Source organism: Paraburkholderia silviterrae, from assembly GCF_004353915.1.
GTDB lineage: Bacteria > Pseudomonadota > Gammaproteobacteria > Burkholderiales > Burkholderiaceae > Paraburkholderia > Paraburkholderia silviterrae.
In genome coordinates this window covers 28804-45627 of record NZ_SMRP01000035.1, presented here as the reverse complement: position 1 = coordinate 45627, position 16824 = coordinate 28804, and the positions used below count along the sequence as shown (strand labels likewise).

18 protein-coding genes are annotated in these 16824 nt (G+C 64.9%); 6 read left to right on the top strand and 12 right to left on the bottom strand.

Annotation, left to right across the window (positions count from 1 at the left end):
- Positions 1-8 precede the first annotated feature (8 nt).
- From tssG to EYW47_RS35670, 8 genes are all read right to left on the bottom strand, one after another.
- Positions 9-1094: a type VI secretion system baseplate subunit TssG gene (gene tssG / locus EYW47_RS35705; protein WP_133199513.1), complete on the bottom strand. Its 1086-nt coding sequence runs from the start codon at positions 1092-1094 to the stop codon at positions 9-11.
- Positions 1058-2896: a type VI secretion system baseplate subunit TssF gene (tssF, locus tag EYW47_RS35700; protein WP_133199512.1), complete on the bottom strand. Its 1839-nt coding sequence runs from the start codon at positions 2894-2896 to the stop codon at positions 1058-1060. The genes tssG and tssF overlap by 37 nt, the downstream gene beginning before the upstream one ends.
- An 81-nt stretch (positions 2897-2977) precedes the next feature.
- On the bottom strand, positions 2978-3457 hold the full coding sequence (gene tssE, locus EYW47_RS35695) for a type VI secretion system baseplate subunit TssE (protein WP_133199511.1): 480 nt from the start codon (positions 3455-3457) through the stop codon (positions 2978-2980).
- A 67-nt stretch (positions 3458-3524) separates the two neighbouring features.
- The gene (locus tag EYW47_RS35690) at positions 3525-4028 is read right to left on the bottom strand and encodes an Hcp family type VI secretion system effector (RefSeq protein WP_028220896.1); all 504 of its coding nucleotides are present in this window, start codon (positions 4026-4028) and stop codon (positions 3525-3527) included.
- 174 nt (positions 4029-4202) lie between these two features.
- Complete coding sequence (tssC, locus tag EYW47_RS35685) at positions 4203-5699, bottom strand: type VI secretion system contractile sheath large subunit (RefSeq protein WP_133199510.1); 1497 nt, start codon at positions 5697-5699, stop codon at positions 4203-4205.
- Positions 5700-5713: 14 nt separating this feature from the next.
- A complete protein-coding gene (tssB, locus tag EYW47_RS35680; RefSeq protein ID WP_133199509.1) occupies positions 5714-6244 on the bottom strand; it encodes a type VI secretion system contractile sheath small subunit in 531 nt (176 codons plus the stop codon).
- 90 nt (positions 6245-6334) lie between these two features.
- On the bottom strand, positions 6335-7009 hold the full coding sequence (locus EYW47_RS35675; protein ID WP_165976771.1) for a tetratricopeptide repeat protein: 675 nt from the start codon (positions 7007-7009) through the stop codon (positions 6335-6337).
- Positions 7010-7034: 25 nt separating this feature from the next.
- The gene (locus EYW47_RS35670; RefSeq protein WP_133199508.1) at positions 7035-7262 is read right to left on the bottom strand and encodes a hypothetical protein; all 228 of its coding nucleotides are present in this window, start codon (positions 7260-7262) and stop codon (positions 7035-7037) included.
- Positions 7263-7378: 116 nt separating this feature from the next.
- Here EYW47_RS35670 and tssJ point away from each other — a divergent pair, with 116 nt between their 5' ends.
- The 3 genes from tssJ (at position 7379) to icmH (ending at position 10291) form a co-directional block, all read left to right on the top strand.
- Positions 7379-8005: a type VI secretion system lipoprotein TssJ gene (gene tssJ / locus EYW47_RS35665; RefSeq protein ID WP_133199507.1), complete on the top strand. Its 627-nt coding sequence runs from the start codon at positions 7379-7381 to the stop codon at positions 8003-8005.
- A gap of 151 nt (positions 8006-8156) precedes the next feature.
- Positions 8157-9503 carry a type VI secretion system baseplate subunit TssK gene (gene tssK, locus EYW47_RS35660; protein ID WP_133199506.1) on the top strand — a complete coding sequence of 449 codons (1347 nt, stop codon included), beginning with the start codon at positions 8157-8159 and terminating at the stop codon, positions 9501-9503.
- Positions 9500-10291 (top strand): type IVB secretion system protein IcmH/DotU, encoded by a 792-nt coding sequence (gene icmH / locus EYW47_RS35655; protein WP_133199505.1) that lies wholly within the window; start codon positions 9500-9502, stop codon positions 10289-10291. The genes tssK and icmH overlap by 4 nt, the downstream gene beginning before the upstream one ends.
- A gap of 96 nt (positions 10292-10387) precedes the next feature.
- Here the strand turns inward: icmH and EYW47_RS35650 are convergent, their stop codons facing one another.
- A complete protein-coding gene (locus tag EYW47_RS35650) occupies positions 10388-11449 on the bottom strand; it encodes a diguanylate cyclase (RefSeq protein WP_240764059.1) in 1062 nt (353 codons plus the stop codon).
- Between the two features lie 495 nt (positions 11450-11944).
- Here EYW47_RS35650 and EYW47_RS35645 point away from each other — a divergent pair, with 495 nt between their 5' ends.
- The gene (locus EYW47_RS35645) at positions 11945-12553 is read left to right on the top strand and encodes a DUF4142 domain-containing protein (protein WP_133199504.1); all 609 of its coding nucleotides are present in this window, start codon (positions 11945-11947) and stop codon (positions 12551-12553) included.
- A 69-nt stretch (positions 12554-12622) separates the two neighbouring features.
- On the opposite strand, the gene EYW47_RS35640 is transcribed toward EYW47_RS35645, so the two are convergent.
- Positions 12623-13222, bottom strand: a complete 600-nt coding sequence (locus tag EYW47_RS35640; RefSeq protein WP_133199503.1) for a TMEM175 family protein — start codon at positions 13220-13222, stop codon at positions 12623-12625.
- A gap of 166 nt (positions 13223-13388) precedes the next feature.
- Between EYW47_RS35640 and EYW47_RS35635 the strand changes: the two genes are divergently transcribed.
- Together EYW47_RS35635 and EYW47_RS35630 are read left to right on the top strand one after the other, a co-directional pair.
- Entirely contained in the window at positions 13389-14084 is a 696-nt protein-coding gene (locus EYW47_RS35635) for a cytochrome b/b6 domain-containing protein (protein ID WP_133199502.1), read from the top strand.
- A 105-nt stretch (positions 14085-14189) separates the two neighbouring features.
- Positions 14190-14453 (top strand): H-NS family nucleoid-associated regulatory protein, encoded by a 264-nt coding sequence (locus EYW47_RS35630; RefSeq protein WP_133199501.1) that lies wholly within the window; start codon positions 14190-14192, stop codon positions 14451-14453.
- A gap of 11 nt (positions 14454-14464) precedes the next feature.
- Here the strand turns inward: EYW47_RS35630 and kdgD are convergent, their stop codons facing one another.
- Together kdgD and gudD are read right to left on the bottom strand one after the other, a co-directional pair.
- Positions 14465-15382, bottom strand: a complete 918-nt coding sequence (gene kdgD, locus EYW47_RS35625) for a 5-dehydro-4-deoxyglucarate dehydratase (RefSeq protein WP_133199500.1) — start codon at positions 15380-15382, stop codon at positions 14465-14467.
- 64 nt (positions 15383-15446) lie between these two features.
- Entirely contained in the window at positions 15447-16820 is a 1374-nt protein-coding gene (gene gudD / locus EYW47_RS35620) for a glucarate dehydratase (protein ID WP_133199499.1), read from the bottom strand.
- Between the last annotated feature and the right edge of the window lie 4 nt (positions 16821-16824).

The window sequence follows — 16824 nt, the reverse complement described above, 5'->3', positions numbered from 1 at the left end:
GTCAGTCGTCAGTGGGTGGCATGCAGTTCGTAGTGTGCGTCGCTACGGTCGCTATCGGCTTCGTGCGTGCAGAGGAAGGCGTCCCAGCCTAGCCGCGAGCCGGCGCCGAGCTGGCTCGGCCCCACGTCCGCGCGGCGCAGCACGAGCCGCACTTCGTATTCGAGGGTCACGCGCCCGAGCAGCGTGAGCATGCGATCGAGCGCCAGCGCGCGCTCGCCGCCGGGCAGAAATGCTTCGTAGTCCTCTTTCGAGAGCGGCCCGATCACGAGGCGCGCACGCATGTCGCGCTGCCAGACGCGCTCGCCCGCGAGCGCGGTCGCGCCCAGCACGACGTTGCGCGTGCCGAGCATGGAAAGCTGCTCGGGCGGCACGTCGTACCACTTGCCGACGAATTGCTCGACACGCACGGGCACATTGAAATAGTCGGAGAGCGTGTTCTGCAGATACGCCGCCGAAACGGGCCGATGGCGCGCGGCAATGGCGTGGCCGGCAATGGCTTCGTCGAACAGCGCGCCAGGCCCGCCGTGCAGACTGCCGCGCGAGTCGTCGTTGGCCACGCCCGCGAGCGCGAGCAACAACGGCAAATAGCGTTCGTCGCGATCGAGCTCGTAGTGAAACGGCAGGCGGTACTTCTTCCACGCGGCGTAAAAGAGCGCCGTCGCGCGGTTGGAAAAGACGTCGAAAAACTCGCGCGCCGCGCGGTCGCGCTTGAGCTGCTCGCGCGCGATCAGCTGCTCCGTATAGTGCAGCGGCAGCGCACCTTGCGCGCCCAGCAAGCCAAAGAACGCGGGCGTGATGGCCACCTCGCCCAGCTTGCCTTCGTCGATCGCCGCGGTGCGCGCGGCTTTTTCCGCGAGCGGCTGGCCGGCTTCATCGTATGGCACGGCGCGCTCGATTTCGCTGGGCGGAAAGCCGAGCGAGAGCGTGTTGCGAAACGTCACGCGTTGCGCGAGCACGTCGCGCTGGCGCTCCTGTGCCTTGTCGACGAACCAGCGCTCGAGCAGGCGCACCGCCTGAAAAAATTCGAAGCGGTGCGGCTCGTCGAGCAGGCGCTCGATTACACCAGGATCGATTCGCCGCTGCGGGGCTTGCATCGCAGGATCTCCTCGCCGGTGAGTTGCGAAATCACCACCAGTTCAATAAAGCTGTTGATATGCACATACAGACCGAAGAACACGTCGAGCACGCGCGCGAAAGTGCCGAGGCTCGTGCCGACGAAGTGGTCTGCGTCCACGGTCACGCGAATCTCCACGCCGCGCACGAACGTGGCGAACGGCTTGCCGGGCAGCCATTGCACGGCCGGGCGCTGCTCCACGTTCACAATGCCGTCGATGTGCCGCGACGAGACCGCCGAGCGGCGCATGTCGTAGAGCGTGAGCATTTCCTTGAGCGTCGTCGCGCCGCCGCTCGTGAGCGAGACGTGGCTGAGCGACAGATGCGAGATCAGGCGCCAGTGCGCAGCCTGGCGGCGCTCGAAGCGCACGCACGGCGTGGGCCGCGCGAGCAGTGTGATCTGGTTCGTGAGCGAACCGCCCTCTTGAAACAGGTCGCCGCCTTCGAGCCCCACGGCGAGCCCCGCAGGCAGATCGCGGTTCGTGCAGGTGAGCTCCAGGCTCAGCGTATCGGTCTGCTCCGCCGAGGGATCGAAGTCGATGTCGACAATCGATATTTCGGTTTCGTAGCCGGGGCTCTTTTGCGCGACCCATTCGTCGCGGCGCGCAAACCAGTAATGGCCGGCGCGCGCGGACTCGCCGTGGCGCAGCGAATAGAACGGCCGGAATTCCACGACCGATTCTTCATTGGCCCGCTGCTGGACGAGTTTCACGGAATCGATCGAATAGACCTCGTAGGCGAACGCGCGGCGCGCCTCGCCAATCACCGGATACGCAATGGCCTGATGGTTCAGGCGGATCGGCTCGCCGGGCTGCTTGAAGAGATTCACGACCGGCGTGCAGAAAAGCCGCAGATGATGCGCCGCGAGCGTGTCGAGCAGGCGCGCCTCGTGCGAGTCGCCGCGCACTTCCTTGAGCACGATGTGCAGCGTGAGCCGCTGGCAGCGGCCCGTGGCGGCGCTCATGGCCGCGAGGTCGAAATCGACGAAATCGAATTTGGCCGGAAACGCGAAGTATTCAGTGAGCAGACGGTAGGCGGGATGCGATCTTGCGGGAAAGTCGATGAGCGCATCGTCATCGGCGAAGCCCACCTGCGCAAACGGCAGCTCGCGCAGCGCCTTCCAGCGCCCGTTGCGCTCGGGTTCGACCCATGCGCCGAGCGCATTCACGAACAGACAGTCGCCGAGCGCCGCAATGAACGATTGCTCGCCGTGCAGGTAGGCGCGCAATTGCGGCACTTTCAGCGCGGCCAGATCCAGTTGCGCAGAGATCGATTCGAACGTGATCGAAATCACGCCGGTGGCGTCCGCCGGCAGCACGATCGAGCTCGGCGCCATCGCCACGGGCATGTAGCGCGCCTCGGAGATGCGCACGGGCGCGAGCGTGACGTCATAGGCCGTGCGAAAGCGGCACTGCACGCCGCGCAAGGGCCGCGACCGGAGCTGCGTGCCGCGCTCGATCACCGCGGGCGCGCTGAGATTGACGAACGATGCGCTCGTGCCGAGCTGCGCGATCGAGCACGAGGGAAAAGGCCGCAGATAGTGCGGATAGAGGACTTCGAGCAGCGCTTCGGTGAATTCCGGGTAGTCGTCGTCGAGACGCTTGTTGATGCGCGCGCCCAACAGCGCGAACGACTCGATCATGCGTTCGACGTGCGGGTCTTCGCATTGCTCGCCCGTCATCGCAAGCCGCGCTGCGATCTTCGGATAGCGCTGGGCGAATTCGCCCGAATAGCGTCGCAGGAACGACAGCTCGCGCTCGTAATATGGCAACAACTCTTCCATCGCGGCTCGCGCCCCCCAAAGTCCTGCTTCGCGCCCCGCCAGTCCATGCCGCGTGGCCACGCGGCACCGGGCGGTGCGTTCTTATGTCTTCGCGCGTGCGCGCGTCACCGAATACTGCAGCGTGGAAGGCTGCAGCATAGCGTCGAAGTTTACCGGCTCTTCGGCCGGATGGACCACCAGTAACGCCTGAATAACGAAATTCAGCACGCTGGTCGAGCGGGAATTCAGTTCGAGCGTCACGCTGACCCCCTGCAGACGCGGCTCGTGCCGCGTAATAGCCTGCTGGATCGAATTGCAGATGAACGTGCGGTCGTTGTGGCTCGCGAGACTCATCCCGGCGAAGTCGTTCAGGCCATAGGTCAGCAAGGACTTCCGGCACTCCGGCAGGTGCGCGAGCATCGCCTCCGTATACGCGATGCGCGTATTCAGGATCGACTCGAGATCGCGTGCGACGGTCGCCTTGAGCTCTTCCAGCGACAATTGCCGCATGGCGGCGGGTGCCGGCAAATGCGGTTCGTCGTCGAACAGCTTGTCGAAGAAACTGGGTTCGAAGCGCTTCATCAAACCAGAATGGCAATGCCCGGGCGGCGCGCACGGCGCGCATCGCCCGGGCTAATCAGACATCGAATCAGACCGCGTAGGTCTTGTCGTTCTTCGTCAGGCTCCATGCACCCTGGGCGTTGCCGCCCTGGTTGCCGCCGATCTTCTGCTGCGTGTACTTCCACTGCACGGCAGCGTACTTGAGCGAGAACTCTTCGCTCGGCAGGCCCTCGCCGACGACCGACGGCGTGACGCTCGAAATGATCACGTACTTGAGCTTGATCTCGAGGTACTTGATGCGGTTGCCTTCGCCGTCCGAGCGCATGAAGTCGATCGTGACTTCGTCGAACGTCGTGCCGCCCGAAGCGTGCTGATACAGCAGCGGGCTGACGACGTCGATGTCCTTCGTGAAGCGCATGTCGGCATGCTCGCAGCGCCCTGCCGTGTGGCCGCCCGCCGTCGACGCCGTGGCCGAGCGCGGCTGCAGGATCGAGTGATTCCACGAATCGATCTCGACCCAGTTCGCGTGGTCCTTGTCCTGCGATTCGCCCTTGATCGCCGGATTGCCGAACTTTAGATAGATGTCCTTCATAACGTATCGCTCCCCATAGAGGTGGTTTGTACGACGGCGGCAGACGCGCTGCCAGTCCGCCTGTTGTACCGCAGTCTCTGGCGCCTGGCCCCGCAAACGCAAGGGTCAGGCTCCCGATGCTTCATGCTGCCCGCACAGCCGGATGCCACTGTGACTCGCGGGTTCTACGCGAGCTTACGAATTGGCCGGCTTCGGCAGATCCGCCACGAGCCGCAGCGAGATAGAAAGCTCGTCGAGCTGGAAGTGCGGGCGCAGGAACGCGACCGAACGGTATGAACCCGGGCGGCCCGGAATCTCCGCAACCTGGATCGAGGCTTCGCGCAGCGGGAACTGGGCCTTCTGCTCCTGCGAGGCGTTGTCGTCGAGCAGCACGTACTGCGAAATCCAGCGGTTCAGGAACACCTCGACGTTCTGCGCCGAAGCGAAGCTGCCGATCTTGTCGCGCATCATCGCCTTCAGGTAGTGCGCCACGCGCGACACCGAGAAAATGTACTGAAGCTGGGCGGAGAGCACGGCGTTCGCATTGGCGCTGTCGGTGCTGTACTTCTTCGCCTTCTGGGTCGATTGCGCGGCAAAAAACGCGGCGTAGTCGGAATTCTTGCAGTGCACGAGCGGGATGAAGCCGAGGTCGCTCAGTTCCTTCTCGCGGCGGTCGGTCACCGCGATCTCGGTCGGGCACTTGAGCGCGACCTCGCCGTCGTCGGTCTTGAACGTGTGGGTGGGCAGGTTCTCCACGAGGCCGCCGCCTTCCACGCCGCGAATCGCGGCGCACCAGCCATACTCGTCGAACGCGTGCGTCAGGCGCGCCGCAAAAGCCCACGCAGCGTTGCACCAGAGGTACTTGCCGTGATCGGTGCCGTCCACGTCCTCGACGAAGTTGAAGCCTTCCGCCGTGGCGCCGTCCTTCGGATTGAACGGCAGGCGGCCGAGAAAGCGCGGCAGCGTGAGGCCCACGTAGCGCGAATCCTCGGAGTCGCGGAACGACTTCCACTTCGCGTACTCGACGGTGTCGAACACCTTGCCGAGATCGCGCGGCTTGCCGAGGTCGGCAAACGATTCGAGGCCCATCAACTCGGGCGAGGCCGATGCGATGAACGGCGCGTGCGCGGCCGCCGCGACATGCGACATCTGCTCGATGAAGTACATGTCCTCGGGCTGGCGCGTGATTTCGTAGTCGCCGATCAGCGTGCCGAACGGCGCGCCGCCGAAGGTGCCGAACTCTTCTTCATAGACCTTCTTGAAGAGCGCGCTCTGGTCGAATTCGACGGCCGTCTTGAAGTCGCGCACGACGTCGCGCTTGGGCGCGTGCAGCGCCTTGATCTTGATGGTCTGGCCGGTGTTGCTTTCCTTGCACAGGTATTCGAGGCCGCGCCACGTGCTTTCGAGGCGCTGGAACTCCGGTGCGTGCATCACGGCGGAGAGCTGGTCCGAAATGAGGCGGTCGAGCTCGGCCACGCGGGCGTCGATGGTCGCCGAAAGATTGTTGGAGACGACCACCGTGCCGTCGAGCACCTGGTGCACGAGCTCGCCGATCAGATCCTTCGCGCGTGCGTGCTCCGAATCGGACTTGGCGACCTTGCTCTTCTCGACGATGTCGTCGAGCAACGACGGCGAGGATTCGCCCTGCGCCGCTTCTTGCAACTGTTGAGCGGCTGCGCTTTGCTGGTTCATGTCTTACCCCCGCCTCATTCGCCCTTGGGCTCGTCGTCCGACGAGCGCTTGCCCGCGTTCTCCGCCAGCGCCTGCAATTGCTGCGTGTTGGAGAGCACTTCGCTCAGCAGGTCTTCGAGCTTGTCGTTGCCGGCAAGCTTGTTGCGCAGGTCCGCGAGCTTCGAGCGCGCCTCGAGCAGGCGCCGCAGCGGCTCGACCTGGGCGACGACCTCGTCCGGGTTGAAATCGGCCATCGACTTGAAGTGCAGATCGACGGCGAACTTGCCGCCCTCGCCGCTCAGGCGGTTTTCCACCTGATACACGGCGCGCGGCTCGATGCCCTTCATCACGTCGTCGAAATTATCGCGGTCGATATTGATGAACTTGCGCTCGCGCAGCTTGGGTTGCTCGATTTCCGATTGACCGGCCAGATCGCCCATCACGCCGACAACGAACGGCAGCTCTTTCACTTCGATCGCGTCGCCACGCTCGACCTCGTAGGTCAGCTGGACGCGCGGCGGCCGCACCTTCCCCAAGCGCTTCTGAATGCTTTCTTTCTTTGCCATCGACGGCTCCCTGCTTCCGTTTTGACCTTCGTTATGGCCTTCGTTGTGGCCTTGCTAGCCAGTGGTGTTGCCGCTCACCGCCGCTGCCGCCTAGCGCAGCGCGCTAAACGGGTCCGCGCCGTTGCCGGCCGCCTTGCCAGGCGCCGTTGCCGTGGGCGCAACGGCAGACGTGGGCGGAGTCTGCGCCGGCGCGGTCGCGCCATCGGCCGCCTCGGTGGCCTTGGGCGCCGCCTTCACGACGTGGCGCACGTAGCGCTTCTTCTTCGCGGCCGTCTTCGCGCTCTGATCGGGCGGGAACAGCGCGTCTTCGCCGAGCGTGTCGCGCAGCTCCTTGGCGAGCGCCTGGGCGTCTGTCTTCGCATCGCCTTGCAGCGACGCGTCCTGGCGCAGCTCGCCGAGCGACTGCGTGGCCACGCGCAGGCCCGCCACGGCGAGCACGCTCTTCGCGGCGCGATCGGTCTGGTCGCGCTGCAGGGCTTCCTGCGCGGCGACGATCGCCTGGCCGTAATGCTGTTGCTGGAACTGGATCTGCGCGATGCGCGACCACGGCTCCTCACGCGTGGGATCGGCGGCGGCGAGCTTCTGATAAGCCGCAATGGCCTGGTCCTGGTTGCCGCCCTTCGAAAGCGTGTCCGCGTCCGCGAGCGCCTTGTTGAAGGCCTCGGGCGATGTCGAGAGAGTGTTGCTCTGGGAAGCGCAGCCGGCGACGATTACACCGCAAGCGATCACAACCCCCGTTAGCTTCGAAAAAACCCGCTTTTTCATCGTTCTTTCACCGCCGTTAGACCGGTTAATTTTTTAATTCAGAGGCAGGAGTTTTACTTATCCCCCAGCGCGCCGTATAGTACAGGCCAATTTTCTTAATTTCAAGATGACTTAACCTTGTTTTAAAAGCGCCAGAAATAGCATGCGGGCTAAAAGCACTGAACCCGCGAATAAACGGCGAGTGGACCAAGGAAAAAATACCGATATGACCATTGAAAGCGGCGGCGCGGGAAGGAAAAATTTCCTGCTCCATTAAATAAATGAAGGCACCACGGGGAGGGTTAATGCCCGCGCAATGCGCCGTGCATTACCCGCGCCAAGACATATTAACGTAGCTGGAGAGCACGGGTCCGAGCGCCCGCGATAAAAATGACTGTGCGCATTATTCAATTCGCATCGAATGCGGTTGCGCTGTGTGCCGCTGCCGCCTTGCTGGGCGGCTGTGCGGCGGCGGTGCCCGCGATTGGGAGCGCGGCGTCGGCCGCCCTGCAGTTCGCCGGCATCGGCAAGCCCGACGTGCCGGACAGCCAGAAGCCACCGCGCGATCTGGGCATCACGCTTTATGCGGCGCGCAACCTGAACGCGGCGAACGACAACAAGCCGCTCGCATTAGTGGTGCGCCTCTACACGCTGAAAGACCCGACCTCGTTCGAGCAGGCGCCTTTTGATACCTTTACCGACCCCGCGAAGGAAAAAAGCACGCTGGGCGGCGACTTGCTGAGTGTGCGCGAAATCACGCTGATCCCGGGGCAGCGCTATAACGCGACCGAGAAGGTCTCGCGCGAAGCGCAGGCGTTCGGGATCGTCGCACTCTTTCGGGACCCGGCAATGGAGCGTTGGAAGTTCGCATTTGACCCGGCGAAATCGGAGAAATCCGGCATAATGGTCGGCCTGCACAACTGCGCCATGACCGTTACGAGCGGCACGGTAATTCCGTCCGGTGCGGGGCAGTCGGCGCAAGCGCTCAATCTGCTCTCGTCGGTAACTTGTGGATAAATCGCCGCGAGCGGCGATTTAAAGCGGGCCAGAAGCAACGGGAATGCAGCTGCAATAGCGGTGCAATTGAACCGTGATAGAAGCGAAGCACTTTAACCAATCCAGTCCGTCGGCACGCGCAGGCCCGATCGACGCATAACGCTGAATCAACATGAGCTATTCCTCGAAAGTGCTATGGGGGGAAGGCCTCTTTCTCAGGCCTCAGCACTTCCAGCGGCAAGACGCCTATCACGAAGCGCGGCTCTTCGAGTCGATCCAGGCCATCCAGCCATATAACTGGGGCGTGCGCTCGATCCGCGTCGATCACGATTCGCTCGGCAGCAACATCCTGCGCCTGAACGAGCTCTCGCTCGTGTTTCCCGACGGCACGCTGTACTCCGCGCCGCAGGCCGACGACCTGCCGCCGCCTGTCGCGCTCGATGCGCTGCCTGAAGGTATCAACGAATTCACGTTCTATCTTGCGCTGCACCAGGTGCGCGAAAACGGCTCGAACTACTCGAGCGATCGCGACGCCGGCTTCGTCGCGCGCTACGTGAGCGATCAGGCCAGCGTGTCCGACCACTATACGGACGCCGCGCTGGCCGACGTCACGTTCCTCAAGAGCAACGTGAAGCTCGTCGCCCACACCGAGCCGCGCGACCAGCTGCTCGCGGTGCCGGTCGTGCGCGTGCGGCGCACCGCGTCCTCGGGCTTCGAGGCCGACGAGAGCTTCGTGCCGCCCAGTCTTGCGATCGAGGCGTCGCCGCTCCTGCATCAGCGTCTGCGCCGGCTGATCGATGCCTTGCAGGCCAAGGTCAACGCGCTCTATGGCTTCCATCGCGAGCCCACCAAGAACATCATCGAATTCCGTTCGGGCGACATCGCCTCGTTCTGGCTGCTGCACACGGCAAGCGGCGCGTTCGCGACGCTCGCGCATCTGTACCAGCACGCGGCGCTGCATCCCGAGCGGCTCTTCCAGGAGCAGTTGCGCCTCGCCGGCCAGTTGCTCACGTTCTCGAAGAACCATACGCTCGCCGACCTGCCCGCCTATCGCCACGACGAACCGGGCCCCGGCTTCGCGCGCCTCGACACCATCCTGCGCGACCTGCTCGAGACGGTGATCTCCACGCAGTACTTCGCGATCGCGCTCGAGGAAGTGCGGGCGTCGTTCCATATCGGGCGCCTCGATTCCGGCAAAATCGACGACAAGACCACGTTCTATCTGGCCGTTTCCGCCGACATGCCCGCGGTCGATCTGGTCGAGGCCGTGCCCGCGCGCTTCAAGGTGGGCGCCCCCGACGACGTCGACAAGCTCGTGCTCTCCGCCATGCCCGGCGTGCGCCTCGTCTACACGCCGCAGGTGCCGCCGGCCATTCCGGTGCGCCCGGGCGCGTGCTACTTCGCGCTGGAGTCGCGCAGCGCGCTCTATGAGCGCATGATCCAGGCGCAGTCGACCATGGTCTACACGCCCTCGGGCATCAACGATCTCAAACTCGAACTCATCGCGGTGACGTCATGACGAACGCGCCTTCCCTGTTCGGCGTGACACCGCCGCCTTCCGCGTCGCCCACGCCGGCCATGCCGTCAAGCGAGCCCGCGTACCAGGTCCGCTCGTTGCTCGACTTGCTGTACGACGGTTTCTTCATGCTGTTCCTGTTGAAGAACGGCCGCGAGCCCGGCGACGCGAAGGAATTCGGCGCGCGCGTGCAGCAGTTTCTCGGCGATTTCGAGCGCGGCGCGAAGAAGCTCAATATCGCGGCTGAAGACGTCTATGCCGCGAAGTTCGCGTTCTGCGCGGCCATCGACGAGTCGGTGCTCTCCTCGCCGTTCAAGATCCGCTCGGACTGGGAGCGCCGGCCGTTGCAGCTCACGCTGTTCGGCGAGCAGCTCGCTGGCGAGAAGTTCTTCCAGTATCTGGAGGAATGCCGCGCGCAGGGCGCGGCGCGGCTGCAGTCGCTCGAGGTCTTTCACATGTGCCTGCTGCTGGGCTTCCAGGGCAAGTACATGCTCGAGGGGCCCGAGAAGCTTGCGTATCTCACGGCGCGCATCGGCGACGAAATCGCCCACATGAAGGGCAAGCGCGCGGCGTTCGCGCCGCACTGGTCGCTGCCCGATCTCGTCGTGCACCGCCTCAAGCGCGAAGTGCCGCTCTGGACCATTGGCGCCGTGTTCGCGCTGGTCGGCGTTCTCGCGTGGCTCGGCCTCAACACCTGGCTGCGTGACAGCACCGTGCGCACGCTCGCGCCTTATACGAACATCGTCAAGCTCGGGCCGCAATCGGCCAATCTCACGATTTCACTGCCCTGATGATCCGGATGCGTTGCCGGACGCGCCATGCCTGCAAGGCTGGCGCGTTTCGGCCGTTGCGTCTTCGCATCCAGGCTTGAGCGCGCAGGCTCGCGCTCACGCCGCATCGACGTGTGCCGCCACCACGCGGTCGCGGCCCGCCACTTTCGCGCGATAAAGACTCGCGTCCGCTTGCTTGAGCCATTCGGTGTAATCGTTCATCGTCTCGTCGCATTGCGCGACGCCGATGCTTACCGTGCATGGGCACGCCGTGCCCGCTTCCCGCGCCTTCATCCGCACCGACGCCGCAAAGCGCTCGGCCACCGCGCGCGCCTCAGCCAGCGTCGCGCCCGGCAACACGATGCCGAATTCCTCGCCGCCGTAACGCCCGATGCTGCCGCCCACGCGAAAGTGCTCGCGCAGCAGCGCCGCGAAGGCCTGCAGCACCGCGTCGCCGGCCGGGTGGCCGCGCGTGTCGTTGACGCTCTTGAAGTGATCGAGATCGATGAGCAGCAGCGACGACGCATAGTGCGCCGAGCAGCACCGCTCGAATTCCTCGGCGAGCAGCTCTTCCCAGTGGCGGCGATTGAGCAGGCCCGTGAGACCGTCGGTGCGGCTCAAGCGTTCTAGCGTGCGCGTCTGCTCGGCGAGCTTCTTCGAAATGCGATACGTGCTCCAGCCGAGCACGAGCGGATAGACGATGAGAAACGGCAGGCAGGCGAGAATCGTGGGCATGCGCGTGTCCGGCTCGAACGCAAAACCGGGCAACAGCAGCCCGAGCGCGAATCCCACGAGATGCGCGGCGGCGCCGCGCATGAAGAGCCTGACGCCGCCCGCCGCGATGTTGTCCATGCTGAGCATCACGAGGATCAGCACGCTCGGCAGCAAGTTGAAGCGCATTGCGACCACCCACAGGCCGCCCATTGCCGAGTCGACCATCAGATTGAGGCGCTCGCCGCGATACGGCACAGCACATGCGTGCGCGGCACGGCGCGCCACGTGTGGCCAGATGAAGCCATGGAATACGAGCAGTGCCCAGAGCAACGGACCGCGCCCCTGCTGCACGAACACCGAAGCCACGCAGAAGAACCCGAGCCCCAGCCCCGCCATGCGCAATCGCCAGATGCGCTCGACGAAACGTCTGCCCTTGCCGGTCATCGGGTTCGTGCTGGATGCCATCCTGTTGGTCTCGCGAGTCCCGCCGCTCTATACGGGATCGAAGTGACGAATACGTGAAATCAGACGTGAACGAATGGGACCATTGTGCCATCTGCCAGGCACATTGGCGTACCGTATCGCTGCAGATGTGCCGCAACACGATCGACGCACGCCTGGGGATGAGCAGCGCCGCAATCGATGCATATGCACTATTGGCCCACGCACGCCGCAACAGTGCATATGCGCAGATCGAGCGGCGTCTCACGTCTTGCACGATGCCGATGACATCGCGATGAATCGCGAGCGGCTCTCTTGCGCCGCCCAGCGTTCTTACCAACCGTTACAGAAGCGACGCCATGGTTTCACCTCTACGCGCCAAGCCTTCCTAGAATTCATCAGACCGTTGCGCGACAAGCTCGCACAGCGGTCGCAAACGAAGCCCGCGCAACACATGCGTATCGCATCCCGCCAGGGCCTCGTTTGTGCAATCGATAAATCACGTAGAAAGGAGTTCCTATGCCCCGCCTCTCGCTTGCTTCGCTCGCCACTGCATCCGCCGCCGGCCTTCTCGTGCTCTCGCTGGGCGCTCACGCCCAGACCGCGGCGCCTGCCGGCACCAACCCCGCCACCGCCAATGCGACCACGGCTGCCACGACCAATGCGGCCGCCGCCGGTGCCGCAGACAAGCTGCATGAAGCCGACAAGAGCTTCATCGCAGACGGCACGCAGACCGTCGCCACGCAACGCGACGCCGCGCGCATTGCCGATTCGCGCTCTTCCGACCGCGAAGTGAAGGCCTTCGCGGAGCAGATCGTCTCCGACTACACGAAGCTCTCCAACTCGATGCGCGCCGCGAGCCCGCGCGGCGTGGACGTGCCGCGCAACGACCCGGACATGGCCACGATCGACAGCATCAAGAATCTGCGCGGCGCCGATTTCGACAAGGCCTATATCGAGCAGGTGGCGCTGGCCGGCCAGCAAAAGACGCTTTCGGCCTTCCAGGCGGAAATCGCCTCGGGCCGCGATGCGGGGCTGAAGAAGGCCGCAAGCGAAGGACTGCCGGTGATCCAGGCGGACATCGCCAAGGCGAAGGAGCTGGCGCAGCGCAAGCATATGGCCAGCTAATCCGTCGAGACCACGTAGACGGAAGCGGGCGCGGTCTCCATCGCCACAGGCAGACCGCGCCCGCCTGATTTATTCTTGCGGCGGCTCGTGCGCGGCCGCCACGAGGCGCTCCATCCGGCGGTCCGGCACGAGCCACAGCAGCGCCACCGCCACGAAGAACAGCGCGCCGAAATGCGGCCACCCCGCCGCCGCCAGCCCCATTCCCAGCACGTACCCCACCACCGAAGCCTTGCCCTTCATATCGTGTGCCAGCGCACGCGCGAGCGCGCTTTGCGCGCCGTGATGGCGTACCAGCGTCCCTTGCAGCGCGACGTAGGCGATCGCGCAGAACAGCAGATTCAGGCCGTAAAGCACGGTAGGCCAGCGCCCGAAGTGGTTCTCGCCCATCCATCCCGTGGTGAACGGCAGCAGCGAAAGCCAGAATAATAGATGCAGGTTCGCCCATAGCACGGTGCCGTTCACGCTGCTGGAAGCGTGCAGCATGTGATGATGGTTGTTCCAGTAAATGCCGACATACACGAAGCTCAGGATGTAGCTGAGCACCGTGGGCCACAACGGCAGGAGCGCCGCGATATCCTCGCCGTGCGGCACTTTGAGTTCCAGCACCATGATGGTGATGATGATGGCGAGCACGCCATCGCTGAACGCTTCGAGTCGGTTCTTGTTCATCGGCTTCGTTGTTCGCGGGTCGTGTAAAACTGGCGCAAGTATGGCCGAAAGCGCGAGCCGACGCCATGCCGGGCACGAGCGCGCCGCGCATGGCAGCGTTACAGTGCAATCAGCGCCGCGCCAACGCGCCCGCTCGCCCACACTCGCCGCAATATAGAGGATTGCCATGGATACCGGACCTGACGCCTCGCCCTCGCCCAGTGCCGCGCTCACGCGCCGTGTGCGTGTCTGGGATCTGCCCGTGCGGCTGTTTCACTGGCTCGCCGTTGTGCTCGTGGCGCTCGCCTATGTCTCGCAACGCTTGAACTGGATGCATCTGCACGTGCGCGCGGGCGAGACGCTGCTCGCGCTCGTGCTGTTCCGTCTGCTGTGGGGCTGCTTCGGCAGCGAGACCGCGCGCTTCACGCGCTTCGTCGCGACGCCCGCTGCGGCGTGGCGGCATTTGCGCCATCTGGCGCGGCGCGAGCCCGACGTGCAGGTCGGCCACAACGCGGCGGGCGGGTGGATGGTGCTGTTTCTGCTCGCGCTGCTGCTCGTCGAAACGCTCTCTGGCCTCTACGACAACAACGATATCGCCGACGAAGGCCCGCTCTCCGAGATCGTCCCGGCCGCCGTCGCGAATGCGATCGCGGCCATCCACGCCTGGGGGTGGGACCTGCTGGCCGCAGCCGTCGTGCTGCATGTATGCGCGATCGCGGTCTATGCGCTCCTCAAGGGCCACAATCTGCTCGGCCCGATGGTGACGGGCGCCAAGCGCCTGCCCGCTGCCGTGCGCGCGCCGCGGCGCGCCTCGCTCTGGCTCGCTGCGCTGCTGCTGGCGCTTTCGGCGCTCGTGACGACGCTGCTTGCCGCGTATCTGTGAGCGTGGGCGCCGGTTCGCCTCGATGATGAGCGCCATGTCACGCACGGCGCGCAGCGCTTGACGTAAAATCTACCGCTCCCACCACCCCAACCGACCAGACAGCAGATGGCTACCTACCTCGAATTGCTCGCCGAAAAACGCGCCCTGGACGCGCGCATCGAAGCGTTGCGCGCCGAGGCGGCTCAAGACGCGCTTGCGGCCGCCCGTGCCGCCATCGCCGAATTCGGCTTTACCGCGGAGGATCTGTTCGGCAAGCCGCGCCAGCAAAAGGGCCAGCGGCGCAAGCGCACGAACGCGCAAGACAGCGCCGCAGCGCCAGCCGCCGATCAGGCCAACTTCGATCTGTTCGGCGACGCCGCCGGGCATTGAGCTGCGCGGAATTACTGCGCACCCAGCTTCTTGATGAGCGCGTCGAGCTGCGCCATTTCCTCTTCGTTGAGGTCGGTGAGCGGCGCGCGCACCGGGCCCGCGTCGTGGCCGACGAGCTTCGCGCCCCCCTTCACAATGCTCACCGCGTAGCCGGCGCGGCGATTGCGGATCTTCAGGTACGGCAGGAAGAACTCGTCGATGAGCTTGCCGACGGTGGCGTGATCGTCCGCGGCAATCGCGCGGTAGAAGTCCATCGCCGTCTTCGGAATGAAGTTGAACACCGCCGACGAGTACACGGGCACGCCCAGCGCCTTGTAGGCCGCCGCGTAGACTTCCGCCGTGGGCAGGCCGCCGAGGTACGAGAAGCGCTCGCCCAGGCGCCGGCGGATCGTCACCATCGACTCGATATCGCCCACGCCGTCCTTGAAGCCGATGAGGTTCTCGCAGCGCTGCGCCAGCAGTTCGAGCATGTCGGCGCCGAGCTTCGAATTCGCGCGGTTGTAGACGATCACGCCCATCCTGGGAACGGCCTTGCAGACCTGCTCGACGTGAGCCGCAATACCTTCCTGCGAGGCTTCCGTGAGGTAATGCGGCATCAGCAGTATGCCTTGCGCGCCGTTGCGCTCCGCTTCCTGCGCGTACTCGATGGCCACGCGCGTCGGGCCGCCCGCGCCCGCGAGAATCGGCACCTTGCCCTTGCAGGTTTCAGTGGCGGTCTTGATCACCTGGGAGTACTCGCTTTTCGTGAGCGAGAAGAATTCGCCCGTGCCGCCCGCCGCAAACAAAGCGCTCGCGCCGTAGGGGGCGAGCCATTCGAGGCGCTCGGCATAGGTGCCGGCGCGGAAGTTGCCCTCTGCGTCGAAGTCGGTGACGGGGAACGAAAGCAGGCCGTCGGAAACGATTTGCTTGAGCTCTTGCGGCGTGGTCATGGTCTTGATCCTGTGATGAAGTCGGTAAAGGTGTTCAGTCGATGGCGTGGCGTTCGGGCCGCGCTCAGCGCACGAGGCACGAGCGCTTGTTGTCGAACTTCCAGTTGGGAATGAGGTACTGCATGGCGATCGCGTCGTCGCGTGCGCCCAGGCCGTGCTGCTGATAGAGCGCGTGCGCTTGCTCCAGCGCGTCCAGGTCGATCTCGATGCCGAGGCCCGGCTTGTGCGGCACCTGCACCTTGCCGCCTGCGATTTGCAGCGGCTCGCGCGTGAGGCGCTGGCCGTCCTGCCAGATCCAGTGCGTGTCGATCGCAGTGATCTTGCCGGGCGCCGCGGCGGCCACATGCGTGAACATCGCGAGCGAAATGTCGAAGTGGTTATTCGAGTGCGAGCCCCACGTGAGCCCCCAGTCGTTGCACATCTGCGCCACGCGCACCGAGCCCTGCATGGTCCAGAAATGCGGGTCCGCGAGCGGAATGTCCACCGATTGCAGCTGGATCGCGTGGCCCATCTGGCGCCAGTCGGTGGCGATCATGTTGGTGGCCGTGGGCAGGCCCGTCGCGCGGCGGAACTCGGCCATCACTTCGCGGCCCGAGTAGCCGTTTTCCGCGCCGCAGGGGTCTTCCGCGTAAGCGAGCACGCCGTGCTTGTCGCGGCACAGGCGGATGGCCTCGGCGAGCGACCACGCGCCGTTCGGGTCGAGCGTCACGCGCGCTCGCGGGAAGCGCTCGGCCAGCGCCGTGACGGCCTCCATTTCCGCGTCGCCCGCCAGCACCCCGCCCTTGAGCTTGAAGTCGTTGAAGCCGTAACGCTGTTGCGCGGCCTCGGCCAGGCGCACGACGGCTTCGGGCGTCATCGCTGCTTCGGTGCGCAGGCGCTCCCAGTCGTCGCGGCCATCGGCGCCGCTCGCGTACGGCAGATCGGTCTTGTTGCGATCGCCGATGAAGAACAGATAGCCAAGCATCTCCACTTCGCTGCGCTGCTGCCCTTCGCCCAGCAGTGCAGCAACGGGCACGTTCAGATGCTGGCCGAGCAGGTCGAGCAGCGCGGCCTCGAGCGCGGTCACGGCGTGGATGGTCGTGCGCAGGTCGAAGGTCTGCAGGCCGCGGCCGAGCGCGTCGCGATCGGCGAACTGCTTGCGCACCGTGTTGAGCACCGCCTGCAGATTGCCGATCGACTGGCCGACCACGAAGGCGCGCGCGTCGTCGAGCGTCTTGCGGATCGACTCGCCGCCCGGCACTTCGCCCACGCCCGTGTTGCCCGCGCTGTCGCGCAGCAGCACGACGTTGCGCGTGAAGAACGGGCCGTGTGCGCCGGAGAGATTCATCAGCATGCTGTCGCGGCCCGCAACGGGCACGACGCGCAGTTCGGTCACGACGGGCGTGGCACTCGACGTGACTTTCGGCTCGCCGTATGGCTGGACGTTCTGTGTAGACATGGAA